Source organism: Streptomyces sp. NPDC048197 (assembly GCF_043202395.1).
In the GTDB taxonomy this organism is placed as follows: Bacteria; Actinomycetota; Actinomycetes; order Streptomycetales; family Streptomycetaceae; genus Streptomyces; species Streptomyces siderophoricus.
Map to the genome: position 1 here is coordinate 25,730 of NZ_JBIDAJ010000009.1, position 25,744 is coordinate 51,473.

23 protein-coding genes are annotated in these 25,744 nt (G+C 75.4%); 6 read left to right on the top strand and 17 right to left on the bottom strand.

All coding sequences use genetic code 11. From position 1 onward, the window contains the following. Positions 1-50: 50 nt before the first annotated feature. Positions 51-2,132, bottom strand: a complete 2,082-nt coding sequence (locus ACGF4C_RS14690; RefSeq protein WP_393566351.1) for a catalase — start codon at positions 2,130-2,132, stop codon at positions 51-53. Between the two features lies 1 nt (position 2,133). After that, positions 2,134-2,682, bottom strand: coding sequence for a type 1 glutamine amidotransferase domain-containing protein (locus tag ACGF4C_RS14695; RefSeq protein ID WP_393566353.1), 549 nt, complete (start codon positions 2,680-2,682; stop codon positions 2,134-2,136). Between the two features lie 468 nt (positions 2,683-3,150). On the opposite strand from ACGF4C_RS14695, the gene ACGF4C_RS14700 reads away from it, so the two are divergent. Further along, positions 3,151-4,122, top strand: a complete 972-nt coding sequence (locus ACGF4C_RS14700; RefSeq protein WP_201802782.1) for an SDR family oxidoreductase — start codon at positions 3,151-3,153, stop codon at positions 4,120-4,122. A 94-nt stretch (positions 4,123-4,216) separates the two neighbouring features. Beyond that, a complete protein-coding gene (locus ACGF4C_RS14705; RefSeq protein ID WP_393566355.1) occupies positions 4,217-4,447 on the top strand; it encodes a DUF5133 domain-containing protein in 231 nt (76 codons plus the stop codon). Between the two features lie 78 nt (positions 4,448-4,525). On the opposite strand, the gene ACGF4C_RS14710 is transcribed toward ACGF4C_RS14705, so the two are convergent. The 3 genes from ACGF4C_RS14710 to ACGF4C_RS14720 all read right to left on the bottom strand — a co-directional run bounded on the left by ACGF4C_RS14710 (position 4,526) and on the right by ACGF4C_RS14720 (position 7,412). Continuing rightward, positions 4,526-4,747 (bottom strand): hypothetical protein, encoded by a 222-nt coding sequence (locus ACGF4C_RS14710; protein ID WP_393566356.1) that lies wholly within the window; start codon positions 4,745-4,747, stop codon positions 4,526-4,528. Positions 4,748-4,820: 73 nt separating this feature from the next. Further along, a complete protein-coding gene (locus ACGF4C_RS14715; protein WP_393566358.1) occupies positions 4,821-6,035 on the bottom strand; it encodes an aromatic acid exporter family protein in 1,215 nt (404 codons plus the stop codon). Between the two features lie 93 nt (positions 6,036-6,128). Beyond that, complete coding sequence (locus ACGF4C_RS14720) at positions 6,129-7,412, bottom strand: alpha/beta hydrolase (protein WP_393566359.1); 1,284 nt, start codon at positions 7,410-7,412, stop codon at positions 6,129-6,131. A gap of 133 nt (positions 7,413-7,545) precedes the next feature. Between ACGF4C_RS14720 and ACGF4C_RS14725 the strand changes: the two genes are divergently transcribed. Next, positions 7,546-8,532, top strand: coding sequence for an ArsR/SmtB family transcription factor (locus ACGF4C_RS14725; RefSeq protein ID WP_393566360.1), 987 nt, complete (start codon positions 7,546-7,548; stop codon positions 8,530-8,532). A gap of 3 nt (positions 8,533-8,535) precedes the next feature. Here ACGF4C_RS14725 and ACGF4C_RS14730 read toward each other — a convergent pair whose 3' ends face one another. Then, complete coding sequence (locus ACGF4C_RS14730) at positions 8,536-9,789, bottom strand: MFS transporter (protein ID WP_393566598.1); 1,254 nt, start codon at positions 9,787-9,789, stop codon at positions 8,536-8,538. A 724-nt stretch (positions 9,790-10,513) separates the two neighbouring features. On the opposite strand from ACGF4C_RS14730, the gene ACGF4C_RS14735 reads away from it, so the two are divergent. After that, positions 10,514-11,560: a glycosyltransferase family 9 protein gene (locus ACGF4C_RS14735; RefSeq protein WP_393566361.1), complete on the top strand. Its 1,047-nt coding sequence runs from the start codon at positions 10,514-10,516 to the stop codon at positions 11,558-11,560. Beyond that, positions 11,557-12,522 (top strand): polysaccharide pyruvyl transferase family protein, encoded by a 966-nt coding sequence (locus ACGF4C_RS14740; RefSeq protein ID WP_393566362.1) that lies wholly within the window; start codon positions 11,557-11,559, stop codon positions 12,520-12,522. Before ACGF4C_RS14735 ends, ACGF4C_RS14740 begins: the two co-directional genes overlap by 4 nt. Here ACGF4C_RS14740 and ACGF4C_RS14745 read toward each other — a convergent pair. The 11 genes from ACGF4C_RS14745 to ACGF4C_RS14795 all read right to left on the bottom strand — a co-directional run bounded on the left by ACGF4C_RS14745 (position 12,510) and on the right by ACGF4C_RS14795 (position 24,204). Next, positions 12,510-13,442 carry a glycosyltransferase family 2 protein gene (locus tag ACGF4C_RS14745; RefSeq protein WP_393566363.1) on the bottom strand — a complete coding sequence of 311 codons (933 nt, stop codon included), beginning with the start codon at positions 13,440-13,442 and terminating at the stop codon, positions 12,510-12,512. The genes ACGF4C_RS14740 and ACGF4C_RS14745 overlap by 13 nt on opposite strands. Positions 13,443-13,470: 28 nt before the next feature. Beyond that, a complete protein-coding gene (locus tag ACGF4C_RS14750) occupies positions 13,471-14,352 on the bottom strand; it encodes a glycosyltransferase family 2 protein (protein WP_393566365.1) in 882 nt (293 codons plus the stop codon). Beyond that, positions 14,349-15,749: a D-glycero-beta-D-manno-heptose 1-phosphate adenylyltransferase gene (gene rfaE2 / locus ACGF4C_RS14755; RefSeq protein WP_393566366.1), complete on the bottom strand. Its 1,401-nt coding sequence runs from the start codon at positions 15,747-15,749 to the stop codon at positions 14,349-14,351. The genes ACGF4C_RS14750 and rfaE2 overlap by 4 nt, the downstream gene beginning before the upstream one ends. Then, positions 15,746-16,378, bottom strand: coding sequence for an SIS domain-containing protein (locus ACGF4C_RS14760; RefSeq protein WP_078866047.1), 633 nt, complete (start codon positions 16,376-16,378; stop codon positions 15,746-15,748). The genes rfaE2 and ACGF4C_RS14760 overlap by 4 nt, the downstream gene beginning before the upstream one ends. Before the next feature lie 129 nt (positions 16,379-16,507). After that, a complete protein-coding gene (locus tag ACGF4C_RS14765; protein WP_393566368.1) occupies positions 16,508-17,746 on the bottom strand; it encodes a glycosyltransferase in 1,239 nt (412 codons plus the stop codon). After that, positions 17,743-18,708 (bottom strand): glycosyltransferase, encoded by a 966-nt coding sequence (locus ACGF4C_RS14770; RefSeq protein WP_393566370.1) that lies wholly within the window; start codon positions 18,706-18,708, stop codon positions 17,743-17,745. Before ACGF4C_RS14770 ends, ACGF4C_RS14765 begins: the two co-directional genes overlap by 4 nt. Continuing rightward, positions 18,705-19,820, bottom strand: a complete 1,116-nt coding sequence (locus ACGF4C_RS14775) for a glycosyltransferase family 9 protein (RefSeq protein WP_393566371.1) — start codon at positions 19,818-19,820, stop codon at positions 18,705-18,707. Before ACGF4C_RS14775 ends, ACGF4C_RS14770 begins: the two co-directional genes overlap by 4 nt. Beyond that, positions 19,817-20,434, bottom strand: coding sequence for a D-glycero-alpha-D-manno-heptose-1,7-bisphosphate 7-phosphatase (locus tag ACGF4C_RS14780; RefSeq protein WP_393566373.1), 618 nt, complete (start codon positions 20,432-20,434; stop codon positions 19,817-19,819). Before ACGF4C_RS14780 ends, ACGF4C_RS14775 begins: the two co-directional genes overlap by 4 nt. After that, a complete protein-coding gene (locus ACGF4C_RS14785; RefSeq protein ID WP_393566374.1) occupies positions 20,431-21,504 on the bottom strand; it encodes a glycosyltransferase in 1,074 nt (357 codons plus the stop codon). The genes ACGF4C_RS14780 and ACGF4C_RS14785 overlap by 4 nt, the downstream gene beginning before the upstream one ends. Next, the gene (locus ACGF4C_RS14790) at positions 21,501-23,180 is read right to left on the bottom strand and encodes a carbamoyltransferase (protein WP_393566599.1); all 1,680 of its coding nucleotides are present in this window, start codon (positions 23,178-23,180) and stop codon (positions 21,501-21,503) included. The genes ACGF4C_RS14785 and ACGF4C_RS14790 overlap by 4 nt, the downstream gene beginning before the upstream one ends. A 61-nt stretch (positions 23,181-23,241) precedes the next feature. Further along, positions 23,242-24,204 (bottom strand): UDP-glucuronic acid decarboxylase family protein, encoded by a 963-nt coding sequence (locus ACGF4C_RS14795; protein WP_393566376.1) that lies wholly within the window; start codon positions 24,202-24,204, stop codon positions 23,242-23,244. Positions 24,205-24,424: 220 nt separating this feature from the next. On the opposite strand from ACGF4C_RS14795, the gene ACGF4C_RS14800 reads away from it, so the two are divergent. Then, on the top strand, positions 24,425-25,717 hold the full coding sequence (locus ACGF4C_RS14800; protein ID WP_393566378.1) for an acetyl-CoA carboxylase biotin carboxylase subunit family protein: 1,293 nt from the start codon (positions 24,425-24,427) through the stop codon (positions 25,715-25,717). Positions 25,718-25,744 lie beyond the last annotated feature (27 nt).

Here is a 25,744-nt window from a genome sequence, read left to right on the forward strand (position 1 = left end):
GCCGGGCGGCCGCCGGGACGGGGGGCCGGGCCGGAGCTCCCGGTGCCGGCTCAGATCCTCGCCGGCGGGCGGTTGCGGTGCCGGTGGGCGGCGGTGGCCTCGGCAAAGGCACGGGCGAAGGCGTCACCGTTCGCGGCGGCGGTCACCACGCCCTGGTCGCTCACCGGTTCCGCACCCCCGGAGGCGGTGCGCACCTGGTCGGGCAGCAGCTTCTTCAGCACCTCGATCCCGGAGCCGAGCGCGCCGATGGCCTTGCCGTGCCGGTAGGCGTCGAGCACGAAGCGGCGGGCGGCGCCGTCGGCCACGGTGTCGCCGGCCCCGAGGCCGCCGTCGGGCAGCACCACCGCGTCGTAGAGCACGGAGGCCACGGTCGGCAGCGCCCGGTCCGCCGAGAGGCTGCCGGAGGCGCCGGAGACCTCACCGTCCTGGGGCGCCAGGGCCTCGACGAAGGCGCCCTGCTCCCCCAACGCCTGCTTCAGCCCGCCCACTTGCTGCGCGTCCACGCCGTCCCTGACCAGGACCGCGATCTGGCGGCTGCGGATGGAGCCGTCGCCCTTGAGGTTCTCGAAGCTCAGCGCCGGGGACGGGGTGGGCCGCGGGGTGTCGGTGGCCTCCGGGGCGGGAATGCCGAGGCCCTCGGCGACCTTGGAGGCCAGGGTGTGGTCGATGTGCGCCAGCTCGCCGACGGTGCGTTCGCGGACCTGCTTGGCGTTGACCTTGCCCAGTTCGAAGCGGAACGCGTCGATGATGTGCTGCTGTTCCCAGTCGGCCATGCTGTGCCAGAACAGCGCCGCCTGGGTGTAGTGATCGGTGAAGCTGGGGCTCCGCTTACGGATCTTCTGCCCGTCGACCCGCTCCGTCAGGTGCCGGAAGGCGGATTCGTCGGCGCCGGCGAGGGCCGGGCAGCCGCCGCCGAGGGAGTTCGGCGAGTAGCTGGTGCCCTGGTGGATCCGGCTCTGGTGGTAGCCGTCCCGCTGGTTGTTGCGGACCGGCGCGAGCGGCCGGTTGACCGGCAGCTGGGGGAAGTTGGGCCCGCCCAGCCGGATGAGCTGGGTGTCGAGGTACGAGAAGTTCCGGGCCTGGAGCAGCGGGTCGTTGGTGAAGTCGATGCCGGGCACGACGTTCGCGGTGTGGAAGGCGACCTGTTCGGTCTCCGCGAAGAAGTTGTCCGGGTTGCGGTTGAGCACCATCCGGCCGATGGGCCGCACCGGCACCAGCTCTTCGGGGATGATTTTGGTGGCGTCGAGGAGGTCGAAGTCGAAGGAGTGCTCGTCCTCCTCCGCTACGAGCTGGACGCCGAGTTCGTATTCCGGATATTCCCCGGCCTCGATCATGTCCCAGAGGTCGCGGCGGTTGAAGTCCGGGTCGCGGCCCATCGTTTCCTGGGCCTCGTCCCAGACCAGCGAGTGCACCCCGAGCTTGGGCTTCCAGTGGAATTTCACGAACGTGCCCTTGCCCTGCGCGTTCACGAAGCGGAAGGTGTGCACGCCGAAGCCCTGCATCATCCGGTAACTGCGCGGAATGGCCCGGTCCGACATCAGCCACATCATCATGTGGAGGGTTTCGGGCTGGAGCGAGACGAAATCCCACAGGGTGTCGTGCGCGGACGCCCCGGTGGGAATCTCGTTGTGCGGCTCCATCTTCACCGCGTGCACGAAGTCCGGGAACTTGATGCCGTCCTGGATGAAGAAGACCGGCATGTTGTTGCCGACCAGGTCGTAATTGCCTTCCGAGGTGTAGAACTTCGTGGCGAATCCACGGACGTCCCGCACGGTGTCCGCCGAACCGCGCGGCCCCTGGACCGTGGAGAACCGCACGAACACCGGCGTCTGCACGCCCGGGTCCTGGAGGAAGGCGGCCCGGGTGAACTCCGCGCAGGACTCGTACGGCTGGAAGTAGCCGTAGGCGCCGGCGCCCCGGGCGTGCACCACCCGCTCCGGGATCCGCTCGTGGTCGAAGCGGGTGAGTTTCTCCCGGAAGTGGAAGTCCTCCATCAGCGTCGGGCCGCGTTCACCGGCCTGCAGCGAATCGTCGGTGTGGTCGACGGTCACGCCCTGGTCGGTGGTCAGCGGACCGGCGGCAGGATCGTCCGCGAAATGCGCGCGGCGCTGCTCCTGTTTCTGGTCCGCCACCTCAGGCCGCCCTTCCCGCCTGGGCGAATTCCGTGACGAAGGTGGCGCAGTACGCCTTGAGGTCGGCCGGCTTACGGCTGGTGATCAGCGTGTTGTCGCCCGCCGTACAGACCTTGACCTGTTCGTCCACCCAGGTGCCGCCGGCATTGCGGATATCGGTCTGCAGACTCGGCCAGGACGTCAGGGTGCGGCCCCGCACCACATCGGCCTCGACCAGCGTCCAGGCTGCGTGGCAGATGGCCGCCACCGGACGCCCCCGGTCGAAGAAGCTCTTCACGAAGGCGACCGCGTTCTTGTCCATCCGCAGCGCATCGGGATTGGCGACGCCACCGGGCAGGACCAGGCCGCCGTACTCCGACACGTCGACCGCGTCCACCGTCCGGTCCACCGGAAAGGTGTCGGCCTTGTCGAGGTGGTTGAACGCCTGGATCCGGCCGGACTTGGTGGACACCAGATGGGGCACGTCCCCCGAATCCAGAACCGCCTGCCAGGGGCCGGTCAGCTCGACCTGCTCCACACCCTCGGGCGCTACCAGGAAAGCAATCTGCATGAGCCGTCATTCCTTTCTTGCTGCGGTACGGAGACCGCTGCCATGCGTGCGGTCGCGCCGGTCGTCGGCACAGGGCGCGGTGCGGCGGACGCCGGAATCGCGCGCAGGACGAATTCCCGGTGCGCCCGGCCGCCCATGCCCGATCCGCCGCGATTAAGCCGGATGCGTCCCGCGGTAACCGAACGGCTGGTGGCCGCCGCCCGGCCGCTCCGCCCGGTCCCTGAGCCGGGTGCCCGGGGCGCGGCCGGTGAAACGGGGCGGCGGGATCCGCGGCCGCCGCCCGGCGCACATGCGCACCGCAACGCCTCCGGGTAGCGTCGGAGGGGCGACGCGCACGGGCCGTTCCGCGATGCGCCGGTCCCGCCGCGCGTCCGCACGCACGCCACAGCGAGGGCTCTTCGACGCCACACGGACAGGCGGCCGGAGCCCTCGTCCTCACGGGCAACGGGCTCGACGAAAGGGCTCCTCATGCGGGTGTTGCCGGCCGCTCCCTCGATCGAAGGACTCACCGCCGTGGTCACCGGCGGCTCGCGCGGACTGGGTCTGCTCATGGCCCGTCAACTGCTGCGCCGGGACTGCGACGTCGTCCTGCTGGCACGGGACGCGGCCGAACTCGACCGGGCGGTCGGCAAGCTCGGCCGGCCGGGCGGCGGCGCGGTGCGCGGCGTGGTGTGCGACGTGCGCGACGGCGCCGCGGTCCAGGAGCGGTTGGCGGAGATCGCGCGGGACAACGGCAGGCTGGACATCGTCATCGCCAATGCCGGCATCATCCAGGTCGGCCCGGCCGAAGCCCTCGGCGTGGAAGGGTTCCGGGACGCCCTGGACTCCATCTTCCACGGCGCCCTGAACACCGCGTTCGCCGCCCTGCCGCACCTCAGGCGCAGTCCGGCGGGCGGCCGGCTGGCGCTCGTCGGGTCGGTCGGCGGCCTGCTGGCGGTGCCGCACCTGCTGCCGTACTCGTGCGCCAAGTCGGCGGTCGCCGCGCTGGCCGAGGGGCTGCACGCGGAGGAAGCCGCGTACGGGGTCACCGTCACCGGGGTGCATCCCGGGCTGATGCGGACCGGATCGCATCTGCACGCGCGGTTCGGCGGCGACCGGCGCCGGGAGTACGCCTGGTTCCAGGCGCTGGCCGGCGCGCCCGTCCTGTCGATGAACGCCGAGCGGGCGGCCGAGCGCATCGTCTGCGCGGTGCAGCGGCGGCGGCCCCGGATCGTGCTCACCCCGGCGGCCAAACTGGGCGCCGTGGCGCACGGCGTGGCGCCGGTGCTCACCACCCGGCTGGTGTCGGCGGTGGGCCGGGTACTGCCCCGTGACGGCGGCACCGGGACGGCGGAGGGCTACCGGGTCGAGGCGGAGGAGCAGCCGCCCGCCCGCCGGTTGCGCAGGGTGCTGGGCGTGCTCAACGAGCGGGCGGCCGGCCGCTTCAACCAGCGGGGCTGAGGCTCCGGCGGGACGGGTGGCGGCACAGGTGTGGACCGTCGGCGAACGGGCACGAGCAGCCGTGGACCCGGACGGCCGACGGAAGGAGACCACCATGCTGTTGGCCCACCCCGCAGTGCTGCAAGGGATCGCCGACGAGTACCGGACGCTGGAGCTGCTGCACGCGGACCGCGGCACCGAGGAGGTGCGGCAGCGGATGGACGACCTCGCGTACACGCTGTGCATCTCCACCGGTACCCGCGATGTGGACGCGGCCCTGATCGCCGCCGACCTCCGTCTGCCGGGCGCCCGCGTGGCGGACGACCCGCTGCTGCCCGGGGCCTGAGCCGGGCCCGGCCCGCGGCGGGGTCCGCCGGCGGTCGACACGCGCGTCGGCGTGCGGTCAGCGCGGAGAGACCCCTGGCTAGGTGTGCGGTTCTCCGTGGCCCTTGCCCTCGTGCGGCTTGAGTTTCTCCATGGCCTGCTTCGCCTTGCGCCGGGCCATCTCGGTGAGCTTCATGGGCCTGCCGCGGCCGGTCGGGGGCGGGGCCCCGCCGGGCTCGGGGGGCGGCTTCGGGGGGCCGGCCGCGGGCGGCGGGTTGTCCGGCGCGTCGTGTGGTTCCCCAGGGGTTCCGGCGTGGTCCATCTCGGGCTCCCTTTCCTCTGCTCCCCCGAGGCCGTAGGGGTGCCCCCGAGCTGGCCGCGCCCCTCCTCCTACTTCACCGCGACGGGCCCTCGCCCGCGACTCGGGGCAGCGAGCCGATGACGTCGGTGAGGTACGAGAACTCCTGCATCAGACGGGTCGCCTCGATGACGAGCACGCCGTAGGGGCGGGTCGGGTCGGCCAGCGGCAGGCCGGCCCGCGCGGCCTGCTCGGCGAGCGCACCGCGGCATTCCCGGGCCCGCTCGGCCGCGGCGCCCAGTGCGCGGGCCTGGGCGGCCACCAGGTCCTCGTCCAGCCCGCTCAGGAGCTGGGTGAGCGTCGAGAGGGAGGCCAGGAAGTCCGCGTAGGCGCGCAGGAAATCGCGGTGGCGGTAGCGGTCCTCGGCGTCCCGCCACTGGTCCAGGCTGCGCACGAGCGAGGCGACGTGGTGCAGTGCGCGCTCCAGCGCCGCCAGCACCGACCGGTAGCCCTCGAAGCCGGTCCGGCCGCGGTGGCGGCCCAGCAGCCGGCGCGGGTTGTAGTAGAGGCTCTCCCGCGCGGTGCGCAGACCGGCCCTGGCCTGGTCGATCAGCTCTCCGGTCTGTTCCGCGCGGGTGCGCCAGCGCTGCGTGGCTTCCGCGTCCAGCTCGCCCTGCCGCAGCAGCGGGTGCATGTCGGCGAACAGGTCGTCGAGGGTACGGGCCAGGGCGCGCAGGGCGTATTCGGCGCTGCGGTAGCGCATCGGCGGGACGAGCGTGACGTTCACCGCGAGGCCCACGGCGCAGCCGATGAGGACGAGCAGGACGATCTGCCCGAGCTGGGCGGCCCGGTCGAGGTAGGTGGTGGCGGAGGTGTAGGTCGCGAAGGCGAAGAAGGCCGCGGTGGCGACCTGATTGCCCTGGCTGCCCAGGGCCGGCCACCGGCCGAGGGTGAGGGCGATCAGCGCGACCAGGGCGAACGTGGCGAGCTGGGGTCCGCCGGCGAACCCCAGCACCGCCTGCACCGCCACTCCGGCGACCACCGCGCCGATGTAGCGCAGCGACTGGTGCAGGGACTGATACACCGTCACCTGCATGATCAGTACCGCGGAGAACGGCGCGAAGGCCGGTGACCGGGCGTGCAGGAGCTGGTAGGAGATCAGCCAGGCGATGGTGGCGGCCACGGTGCTCTTCCCGATGAGGAGCACCGTGTGCCGTTCGTGTCCGTCGTAGGCCCGGGCCCGCTGCCACCACGTCGCCGTACGGGCGGCCCGGCCGCGTCCCGTCGTCCGCTCCCCCGGGTCACCGGCCATGCCCGAAGCTCCTCTCCGCCGTCCGTCCCGCCTTGAGCCTCCCCCGAAAGCCGGTACCCGGCGCGGGCCGTGGCACCCGTCCGGCCGCCCCGGTCAGCGCGGCGGCAGGTGCCGGGCGAAGAACGTGCGGACCAGGTCGCGCACGGCGGGGATCGACCGCGCCGGGTCCAGCGCGCCGACCAGCGCGTTCCGGTCCCGTGCGGTCATCAGGCCGGCGGTCTGCAACTGCGGTGCGAAGGCGGCGTAGTCGGTGAAGACGGCGTGCGCGGTGTGCCGGATCTCCCGTCGGCGGGTGCGGCCGTGCGGGTGGGCGAGCAGGGCGGACCAGGAACGGTCCAGCTCCTTCCGGCCGGGGAAGCCGTCGGTGCCCACGAGCAGCAGCGGCCGGTCCACGCCGTCGCGGGCCACCGGGAACAGCGGTCCGGCCCGGCCGGGCCGCCGGGAGGGGTGGTCGAGGTGGCCCTCCAGGTTGACCGCGGCACGCAGGCAGCGGTCGTCGTGGAGGGCCTGGGCGGCGGTGGTGCCGCCGGCCGAGTGGCCGTAGATGCCCACCCGCCGGAGGTCCAGCGCGCGGCCGAGGCCGTCGGGCAGCGGGCGGCCGGCCGCGTCGGGGTTCCGGCCGGCGGCCAGTACGGCCAGCTGCGTGAGGACGAACCGGGTGTCGGCCAGCCTGGTGTCGATCATGGTGCGGAAGAGGTCCGGGTCCGTGCGGGGATCGCCGCGGAAGACGGTGGTGCGGACGGGGGCCGGGCGCTGCGGCGTGGTGACCGGGAACTCCACCTCACTGGCGTCGCCGGGGTGGTCGATGCTCACCACCACCCAGCCGTGGCCGGCCAGTTCCTCGGCGAGCCCGGTACCGAGCGTGCGCGGGTCGCCGCCACCGGGGGTGTGGAGCAGCACCGGGCGGCGTACGGGCTGTGCGGGCGCACCGGTGTGCGCATGGGTCCGGGTGGCGGCCCAGTCGACCCCGGACGTCGGCAGGCCGGGGTGGAAGCGCGGGTCGAGGCCCGCGAAGACCTGCGCGGCGCCCGGGGTCATCTGCGGTGCTACGGGGTGGCCCGCGACGGTCCGGGCCGGATAGCGGACCGTGATCATGAGTTCCCTGCGGGTAAGACGGCGGTCCCACGGGTCGTGCCGGGAGGGGTCGACCAGATAGAGCGTGGTGATCCCGAGCCGGTGCGGGCCGGTCGGCGCCGGCAGCCGCGGTACGAAGGCCGGCCGGTGGCCCGGGTGCCGTTCCCCGGGGCGGGTCCGGGCGGTGCCGCAGCCGCCGGTGAGCAGGAGGGCGGCGCCCAGTGCGGCCGTCGCGGCGACCGTCCGCCGGCCCGGCCCGGCCTGCCGGCCGTCCCCGCCCCCTGCCCCGTTGCGTACGCTCACGATGGACTCCCCTTCCCGGGCGCCTGCGCCGTGGCCTCGTGCCGTGGCGTGCAGTCGCATGCTGGCGGGCGGCGGGGAGCCGCGGCCATGGTTGAGGCCCTGGCCGAAAGGATGGCGTCACCAGGGGGAATGTGTGATCCGGCTGCACTTCACGGCCGCCGATGTCGGCCGGGTCCGCTTCGCCTCCCGGGCGGCGCCGCTGCTGGAGCTGAACACGGCGCTGATGATGATGTGCCGTCGCGACGACGGGGTGCTGTTCGGCCGGTGGCGGCACCGGGTCCTGCGGTCGCTGCCGGCCGCCGCGGAACCGCTGGGGGACCTGGTCCCGGCGGACCGGGCGCCGGTGTTCCTCGACGTCTTCGCCGACTCCCTCCCGGAGGGCCTGGCCACCGTCCGGTCGGCCCGCCCCGAGCTGGTCCGCGCCGAGATGGAGCGGGTGTACGCCACGGTGCCCGGGCCGCCCCCGCCGTGGATCCGCGGGCTGCACCAGGGGGACGCGGAGGCCTGGCGGGTGCTCGGCCGGGCCCAGCGCGCGGCCTTCGAGACGCTGCTGCGGCCCGTCTGGTCCCTGGTGCAGGACCTGCACCGGGCGGAGTTCACCCGGCATGCGCTGACCGTCGCCGAGCACGGGGTGGCCGCGGCGCTCGACGGGCTGGTCCCCGGGGCACGGCTGTCCGGGGACGTCTGGGAGTGCCCGGCGCCCTTCTCACGGGACGTCGTGCTGAACGGGCGCGGAGTGGTGCTGCAGCCCACCTTCCACTGGACCGGCCCGCCGCTGCTGGCCGATCTGCCCGGGCGCCCGCTGTACGTGACCTACCCGGCGGGCCCGGGGGTGCCGCTGGTGCCGCCCGGGGCGGACGACGGGACGGAGGCGCTGGCCGGGGTGCTGGGCCGGACCCGGGCCGCGATGCTGCAGGTGCTCGCCCGCGAGCACACCACCGGTGACCTCGCCCGACGGCTGGGCATCAGCAACGCCACCGCCTCGGCCCACACCGCTGCGCTGCGCGGGGCCGGGCTGATCACCACGGTGCGCGCGGGGCGGGCGGTGCTGCACCGGCGCACCGCGCTCGGCGGTCTGCTGGTGCAGCGGCAGGAGCAGCCCCACCTCGGGGGCGCCTGACGGCTAGGCGGCCGTGGCGCAGGGGACCGGGACCGGCCCGGGCATGGCGCGCCGGCGGGACTGCAGCAGGGCGCCGGCGGCGACCGCACCGGTGATGATCAGGCCGCCGGCCACCAGGGCGCCGCGGGCGCCGACCAGTTCCATGAGGAAGCCGAGCAGCGGCGGGCCGACCAGGCCCCAGCCGGTGCTGGCGCTGCGCCAGACGCCCAGCACCCGGCCGCGCATGTGGGCCGGCGGGTCGGTCTGCAGGACCGTGGTGCCGGCGGTGTCGGAGATCGACTCGACCACGGACATCGGCAGGACCAGGACGAGCAGGACGACCAGGGACGGGGAGAAGCCCGCGACGATCTGCAGCAGCGCTCCGGCCGCGGCCAGCGCGCCGACCAGGGCGACGGTGGGTTTGCGGAGGCGGGCGGCGAGCACCGCGCCGAGGATGCCGCCGACCGCGAGGACGGTGGAGACCGTGCCGAAGGCGGCCGCGCCGGCGCCGAGCGGGCCGGTGACCAGCACGGCCAGGGTCAGCTGGTAGTTGCGGCCGAAGATGGCGCTCAGGCCGGTGACGGCCGCCAGGGCCACCAGTCGCGGCCTGCGGAGGAAGAAGGCCAGCCCGTCGCGGGCGCCGGTGCCGGCTTCGGGTTCCGGCTCCGCGGCCGGTGCGGCGGGGGCGGCGGCCGCGCCGTCCGGCTCCCCGGCGGGCCGGCGCAGTGCCGTGCTCACCGGGCGCAGGAAGGGGATGACCGCGGCGACGAAGAGGAACGACAGGCCGTTGGCGGCGTAGGCGGCTCCGGTACCGAGGACGCCCACGGAGAGGCCGGCCAGGGCGGTGCCGCCCAGCCGTCCGACGCTGTGCACCAGCGATCCGACGGCGATGGCCGACGGCACGTCCTCGGTGGGGACCAGATCGTTGCCCAGCAGGGCGCAGGCCGGGCCGTCGACGGTGGCGATCAGGCCGGTGACGCCGGCCAGGGCCAGCAGGATGCCGTAGTTGAGCTGGTCGAAGGCGATCAGGGCGGCCGTCGTGAAGGCGATCACACCGAGGACGGCCTGGCTGACCGCGGCGGTGACCTTCCGGGGCCAGCGGTCGACGGCGGCGCCGCCGACCAGGCCCATGAGCAGCCCGGGCCCCGCCTGGACGGAGAGCGAGAGACCGGTGGCGGCCGCCGAGCCGGTCAGCTGCAGGACCAGGAGGTTCTGCACGGTGAGCTGCATCCAGGTGCCGGCGTTGGACACCAGGTTGGCGAACGACCACCAGCGCATGCTGCGGTAGCGCAGCGAGCGCCACGGAGCGTGGTCGCCCTTCCGGCTCCCTGCCGGGCCCTTGGCGGCGCCGAGGGCACGGCGGGGTGCGGGGAAGCGCACGGTGCGGGGCGCGCGGCCGTGCGGCCGGGCGCTCGTGGATTCGGTGGCGGACTCGGGCGGGGGCGCCTGCGCCGGAATGCGGGCAGGGGCGAGAGCAGGAGAAGGCACAGCGGCAGAGACTTTGTGAAGAGCCCGTCAGGCTCGGGAAGCGGTTCGGCGGGCGCGGGGCACCACTGCGTGCGCGGCGTCCGTACCGAGGTCTGTCGGTGCTGGGCTCAGGCCGGGCCGTCCGTGACGAAGCCTTGCGGGCCAGCGATGTCACATCTTCACAGATCGGCCGGGACGCCCGGAAGCGGGCGCGGGGCCCGCGGGGCCGCGCACGGCCGGCGGCCGGCCCCAGCCGGTGTCATCTCCCTTGTCCGGCACGGGAGATGACGGCCGGGGCGGGCGTAAGTGTGGTTGCTCACAGGGCGGTTCGCGGTCTGTGGGCCAGGTCTCAGTCGCCTGCCCTGAGGCCGTCGGAAGTGGGCCGCGTCACCGTCCGCGGCGGTCGTCGCGGACCGTTGCGGCCGCTTGCCCGGCGGGGTCCGGTCCGCGCCGGTGACCGGCGACAAGTCGCGGGGCCGCGGCCGCGCCCCCACATTGGAGGGAGCCCGCCCGGTGTCCGCGAAGGAGGCGTCCCATGCCCTCGGCCCGTCCGCGCTCCTGCCCGCCGCCCGACGGTCACGATCCCGGCCCGCGGATCCTGGTGCTCCGGGCGCTCGGACTGGGCGATCTGCTGACCGCGGTCCCCGCGCTGCGCGCGCTGCGCACCGCCCGTCCGGACCACACCCTCGTCCTGGCGGCGCCCCGGCGGCTCGCGGGGGCGGCCGCGGCGACCGGCGTGGTCGACCGGCTGCTGCCCACGGCGGCGCCCGGCCGGGAGGTCCCGCGGGCCCTCGACTGGCCCGGCCCGCCCCCCGACCTCGCGGTGGACCTGCACGGCAACGGCCCGGCCAGCCACGGACTCCTGCGGGCGCTGCGGCCCCAGCGGCTCTTCGCGTACGCCCATCCGGCCACCCCGGAGCTCGCCGGCCCGGACTGGCGGGAGGACGAGCACGAGCGGGACCGCTGGTGCCGGCTGCTCACCTGGTACGGGCTGCCGGCCGATCCGGCCGACCTGGGCATCGCCGCCCCGGCACTCGCCTCGCCGGCCCCCGGGGCCGTGGTGGTACATCCCGGCGCGGACGCGGCGGCCCGGTGCTGGCCGGCCGAACGGTTCGCGGCGGTGGCCGCGGCCCTGCACCGCGCCGGGCACCGGGTCGTGATCACCGCGGGCAAGGGCGAGGGGCCGCTCGCCCGGCAGGTCGCGGAACAGGCCCGGCTGCCGCGGGCGGCGGTGCTGGGCGGGGCCGCGGACCTGCCGTTCGCCGAGCTCGCGGCGCTGGTCGGACGGGCCCGCGCGGTGCTCGTCGGCGACACCGGGCTGGCGCATCTGGCGAGCGCGCTGGGCACGCCGTCGGTGGTGCTGTTCGGTCCGGTCGCCCCCCGGTTGTGGGGCCCGCCGGGCACGGGCCGGCACCGCGTGCTGTGGCATCCGGACCCCGACGACCGGCCGCGCCCCGGCGATGCGCACGGCGACCGGCCGGACGACCGGCTGCTGCGGATCACCGTCGAGGAGGTGCTCGCCGCGGTCGAGGCGCTGCCGCTTCCCGGCCGGCCGCCCTCCGTCATGGCCCCGGCGCGATGACCGGCCCGCTGCGCGCCCTGGTCACCGGCTGGTTCAGCTTCCTGCACGGCGAGGTGACGGCCGGCGACGCGCTCGCCGCCGAGGCCGTGCAGCGGGCGCTGCACGGGGCCGGTGTCCCGTACGACACCGCGTGGTCCCCGGTGTTCCGGCCGGACGCGCTCCACCTGGCGGACGCCGACCCGGCCCGCTACACCCATCTGCTGTTCGTCTGCGGACCGGTGCACTCCCGGCGGTCCCCGGACGGCGCGGAGAGCCCGCTCACGGCACTGCACGACCGGTTCGCCCGGTGCCGCCGGATCGCGGTCGGGGTGTCGGTCGTGGACCCGGCCGACCCGGCGGTGCGCCGGTTCGACGAGGTGCTCCCCCGTGACACCCCCGGGCGGCCCGCCGCCACGGTGGACCTCAGCCTGTCCGCGGCGGCGTCGGGGGCCCTGCCGCTGGTGGGGGTGGTGCTCACCGGCGGCCAGCACGAATACGGCGACCGCCGGCGGCATCACCAGGTGTCCGACGCGCTCACCGGGTGGCTGGGCACCGCCCGGGTGGCCCGGCTCCCGATGGACACCCGGCTGGACACCCGCGACTGGCGCCTTCCGGCCACCCCGCAGGAGGTGCATGCGGTGCTCGCCCGGCTGGACGCGGTGGTGACGACCCGGCTGCACGGGCTGGTGCTCGCCCTGCGCGCCGGGACGCCGGTGCTGGCCGTGGACCCGGTCGAGGGCGGCGCGAAGGTCAGCGCCCAGGCGACGGCGCTCGGCTGGCCGGCGGTGCTGCGCCCCGAGGAGGTCCGCCCGGCGGAGCTCGACCGGCTGCTCGCCTGGTGCCTGTCCCCCGTCGGCCGGGCCCGGGCCGCCACGTACCCGGAGCACCGGCCGGCCGGGGAACCGCTGGGCGGGCTGGTCGACCGGCTGCGCGGGGCCGCCGGGGCGGCAACGGAGCGGCCCGGCGCGGGTCAGCCGCGGTAGGACCGGGCCGAGGACGCCCGCTGCGGTGCCTCCAGCAGGCGCATCCGCCGTTCGATCTCCGGGGGCAGCCGGCGCCGTTCCCGCACCACCCAGGGCAGCCCGGCGGCGGCCTCGGCGAAGGCGGCCAGCGACACGGCGTCGCGCGGGACGGCCGCGGCCAGGGAGGCCGTGCGGCGCACCGCGCCGGGCAGCGGGCGGCGCAGCCAGGTGAACCAGAGGGTGTTGCGGATGCCCTGCCGGCGGCGGAGGGCGGGGTCCCGGTGCGGCGAGGCGCGGTGATGGGCCGTCAGGTGGTCGGCGTACGTCAGCCACCAGCCGGCCACCGCGAGATCGGCGGCGAGCAGCTCCTCCTCACCGCCGAGCACCAGCCGCGGCGAGAAGCCGCCCGCGGCGCGGAAGGCGTCGGTGCGCAGGACGGTCGCGGCGGCGAGGAACGAGCCCAGCGCCGGGCCGGGCAGCCACTTCGGGGCGGGCAGCGGCGACTGCCGGAGCTCGCGGACGATGGGGTCCTCGTGCGGCTCCCGCGGAGTGTCCGTGGGGGCCGGGCCGTCCGGGTGCGGATGAGCCAGGATGCGGGCGGTCACGGCGCCCAGGTTCCGGTGGGCGTCCAGCAGGTCGGCCGCACCGGCCAGCGAACCGGGCTGCCACCAGGAGTCGTCGTCGCAGAACGCAAGGTAGGGCGTGGTGGCGGTGCGTGCGGCCAGATTGCGGCCGACCGCGCCGAGGTTGCGGTCGAGGGCGATCAGCCGGGCCGGGAGGGGGTGGCGGCGCACGGCGGGGACGGTGCCGTCCGTCGAGTGGTTGTCGACGATGACGACCGGTGGCCGCTCGGGGAGTTCGGCCAGCCGGTCGAGGGTGTGCACCAGGTCGCGCCTGCGGTTGTGGGTGATGACGATGACGGTGGTGCGGGGATCGGTCACGGCGGGCTCCCTCGGCCGGGTGGCCGCGTCACGGGCGGGCTTCGAGGACCTGCAGGCGGCGTTCGACCCGCGGCGGCAGCCGGCGGCGGCGCGCCAGTGCGGCCGGCAGCCGGCGGGCCGTCTCGGACAGCGCGCGCCGGGCGTCCGGATCGTCGAGGCTGTCCAGCGCCAGCCGTACGGTATGGGTGAGCGCATGGCGGTACGGGCGGCGCAGCCAGGCGGCGAGCACCGCGTTGCGCCGTACCCGTACGGTGCGGCCCGGCCGGGGGATGCCGTCCGGGCCGTCGGGCTGGTGACGGGCGATCAGCTCGGGGCAGTAGGCGACGCCCCACCCGCCGGCCTCCAGGTCCATGGCGAGCAGGGATTCCTCACCGCCGAAGTGCAGTACGGGGTGGAAGCCGCCCACCGCCAGGAAGGCCGTCCGGCGCACCACCGAGGCGCACGCCAGGAAGCCGAGCACGGAGGGGCCGGGGAGGTCGGGTTCCCGGCCCAGGGGGGAGGCGGCGAGGGCGGCGTTGAGCGGGTCGCGGGCACCGGCCGGTCCGGTCAGGGTGCTGGCCGCGGCGAGGCCGAGCCGGGGGTGGTGGTCGAAGAGGTCGGCGGCGCGGGCCAGCGCGCCCGGTTCCCACCATGAGTCGTCGTCGCTGAAGGCCACGTAGGGCGTGTTCAGGGCCGCGGCTCCGTAAGTGCGGCCGACCGCACCGAGGTTGCGGCCCGCGGTGAGGACGTGCACGGCGGGGTGGTGGGTGCGCACCGCCTCCGGGGTGCCGTCGGAGGAGCCGTTGTCCACGACGACGACCGTTGGCCGCTCGGGGAGGCCGGCCAGCCGGTCGAGGGTGCGGGCCAGGCTGTGCCACCGGTTGCGGGTGATGACCACGACGCCGACCCGGGAGGTGGTCCGCGGCGTCACGAGCGGGCCCTCGGCCGGCCGGTGGCGGAGCGGGCGGCGCGCCGCGCCAGCGCGGTGGTGGAGCGGCCGTCCAGATAGGGCAGGACCAGCGCCTGGCCGCCCCATTCCTGGACGGTGGCGGCCTCGGGCAGGGTGTCGACGGTGTAGTCGCCGCCCTTGACCCAGACGTCCGGACGCAGCCGGCGCAGCAGGTTCACCGGGGAGTCCTCGTCGAAGACCGCGACCGCGTCCACGCAGCCCAGTCCGGTCAGCACCCGCATCCGGTCGTCGAGGCGGGTGAGCGGGCGGCCCGGCCCCTTGAGCCGGGCGACCGACGCGTCGGAGTTGAGGCAGACGATGAGGCAGTCGCCGATCCGCCGGGCGCTCTCCAGGAGCCCGACGTGCCCGGCGTGCAGCAGGTCGAAGCAGCCGCCGGTGGCGATGACGGTGCCGCCGCGGGCCCGTACCGAGCGGGCCAGCGCGAACGGATCGGCGTCCCGCGGCGGGGTGTGGTCCGCGGGCGGCGGGCCGTCCCACAGCGCCGGGCTGCCGGCGCCGCCGGCGGCGACGAAGGAGGTGGCTTCGGTGACGGCGAGCTGCACGGCTTCCTCGGGCAGCGCACCGTCGGCGAGCGCGGCGGCCGCGGTGGCGGCGAAGCAGTCGCCGGCCCCGCAGGAATCGCCGGTGGCCCGGTACGGGGCGGGCACCAGCATCGGGGAGTCGCCGCCGGCCCTGGCCAGCAGCGCACCGCGGGCGCCGAGCGTCACCGCGACGGCGGCCGCGCGCCAGTGGGCGGCCAGCCGGCTGCCGCGCGCCGCGTCGGCGTGCAGCGACCGGGCGTCGTCGCCGGTCAGCGTCCGGGCCTCGGCCGCGTTGGGGGTCACCAGCCGCGCACCGGGGACCGGCCGGCCGCCCCTGGGGTGCGGGTCCCACACCAGCGGCCCGCGGCGCGCGGCGTCGGCGAGCCGCCCGGCGACCGCCCGGGCGGTGCCACGGCCGTAGTCGGCGACCAGGACGGCCCGCGCCGCGTCGAGCGCGGCGGCCACGTCGGGGCCGGCCTCGCCGGGGGTGCCGCCCCCGCGGTCGAAGCGCACCAGGGGCCGGCCGCCGGCCAGTATCCGGGTCTTCTCGGGCAGCGTGCCGGTCAGCGGAAGCTCCACCAGCCGCAGCACCGGGCGGAGTTGGCGGCGGACCTGCTCGCTCGCCGGGTCGTCGCCCAGGGCCGTCACCAGGGTCACCTCGCGGCCGGCCCGGGCGGCGAGCGCGGCGGCCAGCCCGGCCCCGCCCGGCCGGCTGCGGTCGTCGGCCACCTCCACGACCGGGGCGGGCGCGTCCGGTGCCAGCCGGGTGGCGTCGCCCGCCAGGTCCCGGTCCAGCAGGACGTCGCCGACGACGAGCAGTGGCTGACCGGAGCTCATACCGCGCCCTCCGGGCTGATGCCGGGCTCCTCCGCGGACAGCGCGGCGGCGGCCTCGGGGCCGACCGCGTCGAAGTTCTCGCAGAGGATGTGCAGCGCGATCAGATGCGCCTCCTGGACGGTGGCGGTGCTGGCCGATTCGATGCACAGCGCTTCGTCGGCCGCGTCGGCCAGCGGGTTGGGCCGCGGACCGGTCAGCGCCCACACCCGCAGGCCGGCCTTGCGGGCGGTGTCGGCGGCGGCGAGCAGATTGCCGCTGCGGCCCGAGGTGGACAGCAGCACGAGGATGTCGCCGGGCCGGCCGTGGGCCGCGACCTGCCGGGCGAAGACCTGGTCGAAGCCGTAGTCGTTGCCGATCGCGGTGACGCTGGAGGTCTCCGCGTGCAGTGCGACGGCGGAGTAGGCGGGACGTTCCTGCTGGTAGCGGCCGACCAGTTCGGCCGTCAGGTGCTGGGCCTGGGCCGCGCTGCCGCCGTTGCCCGCCGCGAGCAGCCGGCCGCCCAGCGGCAGTACGGCGCTGAGGTGGGAGGCCCACTGCGCGAGCTGGTGCAGACTGTGCCGGCGCAGATGGCCCAGCGCCTCCTGGAGGGACTGGCAGTGCTGGTGTGCGCTCTCAAGGGGATGGCTCATGTCGATCGGGCCGCTCCGTGCGTGAAACCGGCGGCGGTCGGGGCCCGCACCTCCTTCAAAGGTCCGCGGTCGGGGGCCGGCCGGGTCGGCCGGGGCCGGAAAGCGTCGTCCCGGTTGGTTGACGGTTCGTCAGACGGCCTCCGGCACGGTCGGCCGGTGCGCGAGCAGCCCGCGGTAGACGGTCTCGGTGGCCGCCGCGACGGTGTCCCAGCCGTAGCGGGCCAGGACCCGGCGGCGGCCCGCGGCACCGCAGGCGGCCCGGTGTTCGGGATCGGCGAGGAGTTCGCCGACGGCCCGGGCGAGGGCGCCCGGGTCGCGGGGCGGGACCAGCCGTCCCGAGACGGTGTCGACGACGGTGTCCAGCTGGCCGCCGACCGCGGTGGCGACCACCGGGGTGCCACAGGCCATGGCCTCCAGGGGCACGATCCCGAACGGTTCGTAGTCCGCCGGGCACAGCACCACGTCGGCGGCGCGCAGCAGCGGCGGGACGTCCTCGCACGGCACCCCGCCGATGAAGCGGACCCGGTCGGCCACCCCGGCCGCCCGGGCGAGCGCCCGCAGCCGCCGCACCTCGGGATCCTGGTCGAGCTCGGCGGCGGGCGGCCCGCCGGCGATGACGAGGTGGGCGTCGGGCAGCCGGGGCAGCGCGGAGACGGACAGCGCGGCTCCCTTGCGGGGCACCAGTCTGCCGAGTTGCAGCAGCAGATGGCGTACCGGGCCGCGGTCGGCGACCGGCCCGTGCGGGCTGAACGCGGTGGCGTCCACCCCGCACGGCACCACGCTGACCTTGCGGGACGGGATGCCCATCCGCATCAGTTCGGTGACCTCGTCGCGGCAGGTGGCGATCACCTGGTCGCAGCGGTCGCCGACCTCGGCCTCGGAGGGGATGCGGCCGGCCGGGCTGGTGTCGCTGTCCTTCTGGTGGCGCCGCTTGACGGTGCCCAGCGCGTGGTAGGTGTGGGCCAGCGGCAGGTCCAGTTTCCGGGTGGCCTGTAGGGCGGCGAGTCCGGACATCCAGAAGTGCGAGTGCACGACGTCCGGCGGCCCCAGGACCCAGTCCTCGGTCAGCAGCCGGCCGAACTCCGGGATGAACGGCAGGAGTTCGTCCTTGGGCAGGTGGCACGGCGGACCCGCGGCGATGTGCCGGACGGTCACCCCCGGCCGCAGTCCGACCTGCTCGGGTGCCTCGGGTGCGTCCCGGCGGGTGTACACGGTGACCCGGTGGCCGCGGTCGGCGAGCGCACCGGCCAGCCGTGCCACGTGGACGTTCTGGCCGCCGGCGTCCACACCGCCGAGGACCGCGAGCGGGCTGGCGTGCTCGGAGACCAGTGCGATGGACAGGTGGGGGACGGTGCCGCGGGCGGTCATGCGAGTACCTCCGTGATCAGGCTTTCCCAGTCGTGGAGAAAGCGCTTGAGCCCGTACCGGCCGAGTGCGGCCTGCCGGGCCCGGGCGCCGTCCTCGGCGGCGGCCTCCGGTTCGGCCAGGTAGGTGCGGACGGCGCGGGCGAGGATCTCGGGACGGTTGGAGAGCGTGCCGGCGCCGGGGGGTACCGCCTCGACGGCCTCGGTCGTCGCCAGCGCCACCACCGGCATTCCCAGGTGCATGGCCTCCAGCAGGGACAGGCCGAGCGAGGTCCAGCGGACCGGGTGCACGTACACCCGCCGCTCGGCCATCGCGGTGTGCAGCTCCGCCTGCGGGAGTTCGACCGTGCGGCAGGCGTCCGGGGAGAGGCCGAGGTGGCCGGCGAGTCCCTCGGTGCGCATGCCGAAGACGTCGAGCGGGGCGGCCGCGGCCAGTGCCGGCAGCAGGTCGGTGCCGACCGTACGCCCGCGGCGGACCGGCTCGTTGACGACGACGGCGGCGCGCGGCAGCCGGCCGGTGTAGCGGTGGCCGGGGTCGACGATGCCGTGCTCGATCACGGCGGTGCGGGTCCGGCCGCTGTCCCAGAACAGCCGGTTGAAGTGGGTGACGTGCACCAGCACCAGGTCGTCACGGTCGGCGTACGGGTGCCGGGTGTGCGGTACGGCGCCGTCGGGGGCGTTGTGCTCCAGGTAGACGGCGGGCAGGTCACGGCCGGGGCGGCGGCCGCCGAGCCAGGACGCGGCGAGTTCCGCCTCGTGCGGCCGCTGCAGGACGACCAGGTCGACGGGGGTCTCCCGGAGCTGGGCCGGGGTCTTCTCCTGCACCGATCCGGGCCAGGGGAAGGTACGGGCCCGGCCCCGCCCGTCGGGTCCGCGGTCGGGGGTGACCGGCACCAGGTACGTGTGCGGGCCCTGGACGAACGCGGTGGTCCAGGAGCCGTGCACATGCCACAGCAGGATGTTCATACGGTCGCCCCTCGCTCGTCGTCGGTCGGTGTCCGTGGCGCGCCGGCCCCCGGGGCCCGGCCGTCCGCGTGGCCCGGTGCGGCCGGCACCGCCGCGCCCCGGCCCGCCGTCACCCGGGCCAGCGCGGCCAGCAGTTCGGCGTCCGTGACCCCGTCGAGGCAGGGGTGTCCGGGCACCGGGCAGCTCCGGGCGCGGCTGTCCGCGCAGGGCGCCTGCTGGTCGCCGAGCAGGACGTGCGGGACGCCGTAGGGAGCCCACCGTTCGGCGGGGACCACCGGGGCGAAGAGGGAGACGACGGGGGTGCCCACCGCGGCGGCCAGGTGTGCCGGGCCGGTGTTGCCGACGACCGCGGCCCGGGCCCCGGCGAGGACGCCGGCGAGCTGGTGCAGGTCGGTGCGGCCGCCGAGGTCGAGTGCGTGGTCGCCGGCCACGGCGGCGGTCAGCCGGCGTTCGTCGGGCCCGCCGGTGACGACGACGCGGTGGCCGGCCGCCGTCAGTGCGGCCGCGGCGCGGGCGGCCCGGTCGGCGCTCCAGGCCCGGGCGGGCACCGCCGCACCGGGATGCAGCACCAGGTAGGGGTCGCGGCCGGTGAGCCGTGTGGTGGCGGGCGGCGGCAGGATCTCCAGGGCTCCCCGGTCGCCGGGCGGCAGGGCGTAGCCGGCGGCCTCGGCGAGGTCCAGCGCGGCTGCGGCCTCGTGGCGGTGCGGCGCCCGCCGGTGCCGGAGGTCCAGCAGCGCGCCCGGGTAGTCCGGGCTGTCCGCGGCGGTCCAGATGCCGCCGGCCATCTTGAGCAGCAGCGCGGCCGGCAGCGGGCTCTGGTGGTACGAGACGAGGATCAGCGCCCGGTCGAACCGGCCCGCGGCCAGGGCGTCGACCAGCGCGTCGGTGGTGGCCCGGCTGACCGGCGGGGGCCGCAGGCCGACCCACGGCGCGTCGTGGACCAGCACCTCGTCGACTCCGGGCAGCAGGTGCGCGGCGCGCTCGCCGGCGGGGCCGCAGAGCAGCGCGGTGTGCGACGAGCCGGCCGCCACGGCCCGTACGGCGGGCCCGGCGAGCAGCACGTCGCCGGCGCTGTCCAGCCGGACGACGAGGGTGCGCGGCGCGGCGCTCATCGCACCGGCTCCGCACTGCTCGGCCGGCCCAGCAACTGCCGTACGGCGTCCGGGAGATCGGCCGCCCGGCAGGGCGCGGCGGCGATCTCCTCGGGGCGGGTGACGGGGGTGGGCACGAGCACGCCGCGGGCACCGGCGGCGCGGGCCGCGCCCAGGTCGGCGCCGATGTCCCCGACGACGGCGGTGTCCTCGGGTGCGACGCCGAGCCGGCGGCAGGCGGCGAGCACCAGGCCGGGTGCCGGTTTGCGGCAGCCGCAGCCGTCCGCGGGCCCGTGCGGGCACACCGCCCAGACGGCGAACGGCCCCAGCAGTTCTTCCACCCGGCGCTGCACGGCCTCGACCTGGCCCCGGGTGAGCAGACCGCGGGCCACCCCGGACTGGTTGCTGACCACGCCCACCGGTATGCCGCGGTCGCGCAGTGCGTCCAGTGCGGCCCGGGCGCCGGGCATCGGTGCGACCCGTGCCGGGTCGCCGTTGTAGGGCACGTCGGCGACCAGCGTCCCGTCCCGGTCGAAGAGCACCGCGGCGGGCCGCACCGGTGCGGGCGCGGCGGGGTACGGTCCCCCGGCGTAGAGCCAGGGACCGCCGGTCCGCTCCGGGGCGGCCACGGTCATACCCGTTCCGGGGCCGGCCGGGGCCGGACGTCGGGTGCGGGGTGTGCGCCGCCCCAGGGGTCCACCGGAGCGATGCGGCGGTGGCGGAGCAGCCCGCGCAGCCAGTGCGCGGTGGCGGCGGGCGGGATCAGGACGCTGGTCAGCGCCATGGTCCGGGTCTCCTCCCGGGTACGCGGTCCGGGTGCGATCCTGGCCCAGGCGAACTCGGCGGTCCCGGCGAGCCACAGGGCGGCCAGCGCCGCCGCGGCGCCCCGTTTGCCGGCCGCGCCGCACAGCAGCGCGCCGGCGGCCGCCGCGGTCACCGCGAGGTGTCCGGGGAGCCGGCCGCGCGGGGCCTGGGCGCGGCGCCACCAGCCGCGGCCGTGCCGGCGGGTCATCAGGACGTCGTCGGCGTTGCCGGCCTGGAGCCGTACCGAGACCCAGCGGTCGGCGGGGCGGACGGGGTGGGTGGTGCGGCGGCGGCCCTCGGCCAGCGTCCAGCCGGTCGTCAGCACCCGCAGGGCCAGGTCCGCGTCCTCCCGGAAGGCGCGCCGGAAGCGTTCGTCGAAGCCCCCGACGCATTCCAGGGCGGCCCGGCGGTAGGCCATGTCGGCGGTGATCCAGCGGGAGGTGGCCAGTCCCGCGGTGTTGCGTTCCCAGTCGGTGGGTTCGCGTCCGGACGGCAGCGGCACGTCGATCCGGGCCGAGACGCCGGCGGTGCGCGGGGTGGCGGCCGCGAGGTCGGCGGCCAGTTCCCTCGCCCAGGCGGGGCCGGGCAGCACGTCGTCGTCGAGGAAGACGATCCAGGGGGTTCCGCCGGCCGCCCGCCAGCCGGTGTTGCGGGCGGCGGCCGGGCCGCGGGCGCAGCCGGGCACGGTCACGGTGCGGTCGCGCAGCGCCCGGGGGATGTCGGCGGGCAGCGGTGTGCAGTCGTCGAGGGGGCGGTCGTCGACGAGGATCACCCGGCGTGGCAGGGGGCCGTCGGCGGCGGCGAGCGCGGCCAGACAGGCGGTCAGGCTGGGCCGGCCGAGCGTGGGGATCACGACGGTGTAGTCGGTGGACCGGTCACCCGGGGCGGACGGGGCGGTCATCGGGGATCGTCCGCTTCGTGCGCGGCGTGCTGCCCGGCGGCGAAGAGGTTCCGGCGGCGGACCGCGAACGGGCCGATGGCCAGCAGGTCGACGGGGGTGGAGCCGAGGCACTCCAGGGCGTCGCGGGGGTCGTCGACCATCGGCCGGCCGGCCGTGTTGAGGCTGGTGTTGACGACGACGGGCAGGCCGGTGAGCCGTTCGAACTCGGTCAGCATCCGGGCCACGAGCGGTTCGGCGGCCGGGTCGACGGTCTGGATCCGGGCGGTGCCGTCCACGTGGACCACGGCGGGGATGCGGTCCCGCCACTCGGGGGCCACGTCGTGGACGAACAGCATGTAGGGGCTGGGGAGTTGGCCGTCGAAGATGTCCGCCGCGCGGTCGGCGAGCACCATGGGGGCGACCGGCCGGAACTGCTCGCGGCCCTTGACGTCGTTGAGCCGCTCCAGGTTGGCGAAGTGGCCGGGGTGGGCCAGCAGGGAACGGTGTCCGAGGGCCCGCGGTCCGTATTCGGCGCGGCCCTGGAACCACGCGACGACCGCGTTGTCCGCGAGGGCCTCGGCGACGGTCCGGGCGATGTCGGCGGGGCGTTCGTAGGGGACGGCGGCGGCCCGGAGCCAGGTTTCGAGTTCGGCGTCGGTCCAGTCACGGCCGAGGGCGGCGCCGGGCATGGGCAGCGGTTCCTCGCCCGCGTCGGCGCCGATCAGCAGGGCGGAGCCGAGCGCGGTGCCCGCGTCGCCGGCCGCGGGCTGGACCCAGACCCGGCCGAACGGGCCCTCGCGGGCGATCCGCGCATTGGCGACGCAGTTGAGGGCGACGCCGCCGGCGAGGGTCAGCACGTCGTCGTGGGTCCGGCCGTGCAGCCAGCGCACCAGGTCCAGCAGGGTCTCCTCCAGGCAGGTCTGGGCACTGGCGGCGAGGTCGGCGTGGTCCTGGTGCCAGGGCTCGTCCGGGCGGCGCGGGGCGCACAGTTCGTGCCAGGGCACGCCGGTGGCGTGGAAGCCGCCGTCGCCGGTCGGGTGGATGTGGCGGCGGAGTTCGGCCAGCATCCGGGGCCTGCCGTACGAGGCGAGGGCCATGACCTTGAACTCGTCGGAGGAGCGCAGGAATCCGAGGTGCTCGGTCAGTTCCTCGTAGACCAGGCCGAGCGAATGCGGCAGTTCCTGACCGTACAGCGGCTCCAGTTTGCCCTGGACGCGGTGGGCGGCCAGGTGGGAGGTGGCCTCGCCGCGGCCGTCGAGGACCAGGACGGAGGAGGTGTCGGCGTCCGGTGCGGCGAAGGCGCCGGACGCGGCGTGCGCCATGTGGTGCGGCACGAACCGCACCGCGTCCGGGTCGAGGCCGGGCAGCGCCTGGGCGAGGAAACCGGGTGCCTCGCGGGCGTAGGTCAGGCGCAGGTGGTCCCAGGGGTCGTGCAGGCCCATCTGGGCGGCGGGCCGGGCCAGTCGGGGGTCGAAGGAGTAGGCGACCGCGTCGATGTCCTGGGGGCGCAGGCCGGCGTAGTCGAGGCACCAGCGGGCGGCCTGCTCGGGCAGTTCCCACGCGGAGAACGGCACCGGCCGTTTGCCGTGCTTGCGCCGGGAGAACCTCTCCTCCTCCGCCGCGGCCACCGTGATGCCGTCGATGACGAGTGCGGCGGCGGGGTCGTGGAAGAGTGCGTTGATTCCAAGGATGCGCATCACGGTTCGCGGGCCTTTCCTTCGTCCGGGGGCGGCGGTGGGGTCTCCGGGACTCGCGGGATCAGGGCGTCTGCCGCTCCCGGAACCACGCGATGGTGCGGGCCAGGCCGTCCCGTGGTGGCACCCGGGGTTCCCACTGGAGCTTGCCGCGGGCCATGGTGATGTCCGGGCAGCGCACCGCCGGGTCGTCGGTCGGCCGGTCGATGAACCGGACGGAGGACCGGGAGCCGGTCAACTCGATGACGAGCCGGGCGAGTTCGAGCATGCTGATCTCCGCCGGGTTGCCCAGGTTCACCGGGCCGCGCAGGTCGGACCCGGCGGCCGCGAGGATGCCGCGCACGGTGTCGTCGACGTAGCACAGCGAGCGGGTCTGGCAGCCGTCGCCGGTGACCGTGAGCGGATCGCCGGCCAGGGCCTGGCGGATGAAGGTGGGCACCGCGCGTCCGTCGTGGCCGCGCATGCGGGGGCCGTAGGTGTTGAAGAGCCGGACGATGCCGGTGTCGGTGCCGTGCGCCCCGGCCTCCGCGGTGGTGAGGGCCTCACCGAAGCGCTTGGCCTCGTCGTAGACGCTGCGGGGGCCGACGGGGTTGACGTTCCCCCAGTAGTCCTCGCTCTGCGGGTGCTGCTGCGGGTCGCCGTAGACCTCGGAGGTGGACGCCAGCAGGAAGCGGGCGCCGTTCGCCCGGGCCAGGGCGAGCATGTTGCGGGTGCCCAGGCTGCCGGTCTCCAGGGTGTGCAGCGGGAGTTTGAGGTAGTCGGCGGGCGACGCCGGGGACGCGAAGTGCAGCACCAGATCGGGCTCCGCGTCGAGGTGGACCGGCTCGGTGACATTCGCCTCGACGACCGTGAAAGCGGGGTGGTCGCGCACCGCGGATATGTTCTCCGGCCGTCCGGTGCTGAAATCGTCGATGCATATGACGGCGGTGCCCCGCGCCAGCAATTCGGTGCAGAGATGGGACCCGACGAAACCCGCGCCACCGGTCACCACCGCGCGTTGCCAATTCCGCGAAAGTGCCGTGTTCATGGGGCTCCTCAAAGCTTGGTCCGAAGTCGTCGGGCTCCTCGATCAGCGTCCTGGGCAGGGCCCGCGGCGGCGAGCCGGGCTCCGCCGGTCGGGTTAATCCGCCCCCGCCGCGCCGGGTCCCCGCGGGGCAGCGGGTACAACACGCGGAACGCCGTGTCTTCCGGCCGGGTGGGGGTACACGGGACAACCCGACCACCGGCCCGAGGAGCAAGGCGGCGTGATGCGGAACATCTTCGTGATCGGCCTGGACGACGGTAATCTCCCGCTTCTGCGCACGCTGCCCGGAGCCCACGACTACCGGTTCCACCGGCTGCTGACGCTGGAGGAACTCCAGGTCGGCGAGGTGTCCGTACCCGAGCTGCTGGAAAAGGCGCAGCGGCAGCTGGATTCCTTCGAGGGCCGCATCGACGCCATCGTGGGCTTCTGGGATTTCCCGGTGAGCACCTTCGTCCCGATCCTCGGCGAGCGTTACGGCACCCGTTGCACGAGCCTTGAATCGATCGTCAAGTGTGAGCACAAGTACTGGTGCCGGCTGGAACAGCAGAAGGCCATCGAGGAACATCCGCGCTTCGGCCGGGTGGACCTGGCCGCGGACGATCCGCGGCCGCCGGACGGCGTCCGGTTCCCGATGTGGCTCAAGCCGGCGCTCGCGTATTCCTCGGAGCTGGCTTTCGGGGTGGGCGATCAGAAGGAATTCCGTGCCGCGGTGGACGAGATCCGCGCGGGAATCGGGCGGGTGGGCCGGCCGTTCGCCGACATCCTCGACCGGGTGTCACTGCCGCCGGAAATGGCGGAGGTCGGTGCCGAGGTGTGTCTGGCCGAGGAACGGCTCTCCGGGCTCCAGGTCGCCGTCGAGGGCTATGTCCACGAAGGCGAGGTCACCGTTTACGGCGTGCTGGATTCCATCAATTACCCCGGTAAGCCGTCCTTCCTGCGCCACCAGTACCCCTCCACGCTCCCCGAGCCCGTCATCCGGCGGCTGCACGACGTCTCGGAGCGCCTGATCCGGCAGATCGGCATGGACGCCGCCACCTTCAGCATCGAGTACTTCTACGACCCGCGGACCGGGGACATCAACGTGCTGGAGGTCAACCCGCGGCACTCCCAGTCGCACGCCGAGCTCTTCGAGGACGTCGACGGGGTGCCCAACCACCACTGCATGGTGAGCCTCGCCCTCGGCCGGGACCCTGCCCTGCCCAAGGGCGCCGGCCGCTTCCGCACGGCTGCCAAGTGGTACTACCGCACGTTCACCGACGGCATCGTCCGCCAGGTGCCCACCGCGGAGGACCTCGCCCGCATCGAAGGGGAGATCCCGGGCGTGCGGATCGACCTGCGGCCCACGGAGGGGCAGCGGCTGTCGGACCTGGCGGAGCAGGACAGCTACAGCTTCGAAGTGGCCCACATCTTCACCGGAGGGGAGAGTGAGGAGGAGCTGTGCACCAAGTACGACCGGTGTGTGGCCGCCCTGGACCTCGCCTTCGACCCGCCCCCGCCCGGTGAGCGCGACAGCTAGCCCGGCCGCCTGCCCGGCCGCCGCGAA

What these genes read in the sequence shown, in the direction of transcription:
- ACGF4C_RS14800 (WP_393566378.1), top strand. Translation starts at nt 24,425, where the DNA reads ATGCGGAACATCTTCGTGATCGGCCTGGACGACGGTAATCTCCCGCTT.
- ACGF4C_RS14700 (WP_201802782.1), top strand. Translation starts at nt 3,151, where the DNA reads ATGCGGGTGTTGCCGGCCGCTCCCTCGATCGAAGGACTCACCGCCGTG.
- ACGF4C_RS14795 (WP_393566376.1), bottom strand. Translation starts at nt 24,204, where the DNA reads ATGAACACGGCACTTTCGCGGAATTGGCAACGCGCGGTGGTGACCGGT.
- ACGF4C_RS14710 (WP_393566356.1), bottom strand. Translation starts at nt 4,747, where the DNA reads ATGGACCACGCCGGAACCCCTGGGGAACCACACGACGCGCCGGACAAC.
- ACGF4C_RS14775 (WP_393566371.1), bottom strand. Translation starts at nt 19,820, where the DNA reads ATGAGCGCCGCGCCGCGCACCCTCGTCGTCCGGCTGGACAGCGCCGGC.
- ACGF4C_RS14740 (WP_393566362.1), top strand. Translation starts at nt 11,557, where the DNA reads ATGACCGGCCCGCTGCGCGCCCTGGTCACCGGCTGGTTCAGCTTCCTG.
- rfaE2 (WP_393566366.1), bottom strand. Translation starts at nt 15,749, where the DNA reads ATGAGCTCCGGTCAGCCACTGCTCGTCGTCGGCGACGTCCTGCTGGAC.
- ACGF4C_RS14770 (WP_393566370.1), bottom strand. Translation starts at nt 18,708, where the DNA reads ATGAACATCCTGCTGTGGCATGTGCACGGCTCCTGGACCACCGCGTTC.
- ACGF4C_RS14790 (WP_393566599.1), bottom strand. Translation starts at nt 23,180, where the DNA reads ATGCGCATCCTTGGAATCAACGCACTCTTCCACGACCCCGCCGCCGCA.
- ACGF4C_RS14695 (WP_393566353.1), bottom strand. Translation starts at nt 2,682, where the DNA reads ATGCAGATTGCTTTCCTGGTAGCGCCCGAGGGTGTGGAGCAGGTCGAG.
- ACGF4C_RS14765 (WP_393566368.1), bottom strand. Translation starts at nt 17,746, where the DNA reads ATGACCGCCCGCGGCACCGTCCCCCACCTGTCCATCGCACTGGTCTCC.
- ACGF4C_RS14760 (WP_078866047.1), bottom strand. Translation starts at nt 16,378, where the DNA reads ATGAGCCATCCCCTTGAGAGCGCACACCAGCACTGCCAGTCCCTCCAG.
- ACGF4C_RS14785 (WP_393566374.1), bottom strand. Translation starts at nt 21,504, where the DNA reads ATGACCGCCCCGTCCGCCCCGGGTGACCGGTCCACCGACTACACCGTC.
- ACGF4C_RS14715 (WP_393566358.1), bottom strand. Translation starts at nt 6,035, where the DNA reads ATGGCCGGTGACCCGGGGGAGCGGACGACGGGACGCGGCCGGGCCGCC.
- ACGF4C_RS14735 (WP_393566361.1), top strand. Translation starts at nt 10,514, where the DNA reads ATGCCCTCGGCCCGTCCGCGCTCCTGCCCGCCGCCCGACGGTCACGAT.
- ACGF4C_RS14730 (WP_393566598.1), bottom strand. Translation starts at nt 9,789, where the DNA reads ATGCGCTGGTGGTCGTTCGCCAACCTGGTGTCCAACGCCGGCACCTGG.
- ACGF4C_RS14780 (WP_393566373.1), bottom strand. Translation starts at nt 20,434, where the DNA reads ATGACCGTGGCCGCCCCGGAGCGGACCGGCGGTCCCTGGCTCTACGCC.
- ACGF4C_RS14705 (WP_393566355.1), top strand. Translation starts at nt 4,217, where the DNA reads ATGCTGTTGGCCCACCCCGCAGTGCTGCAAGGGATCGCCGACGAGTAC.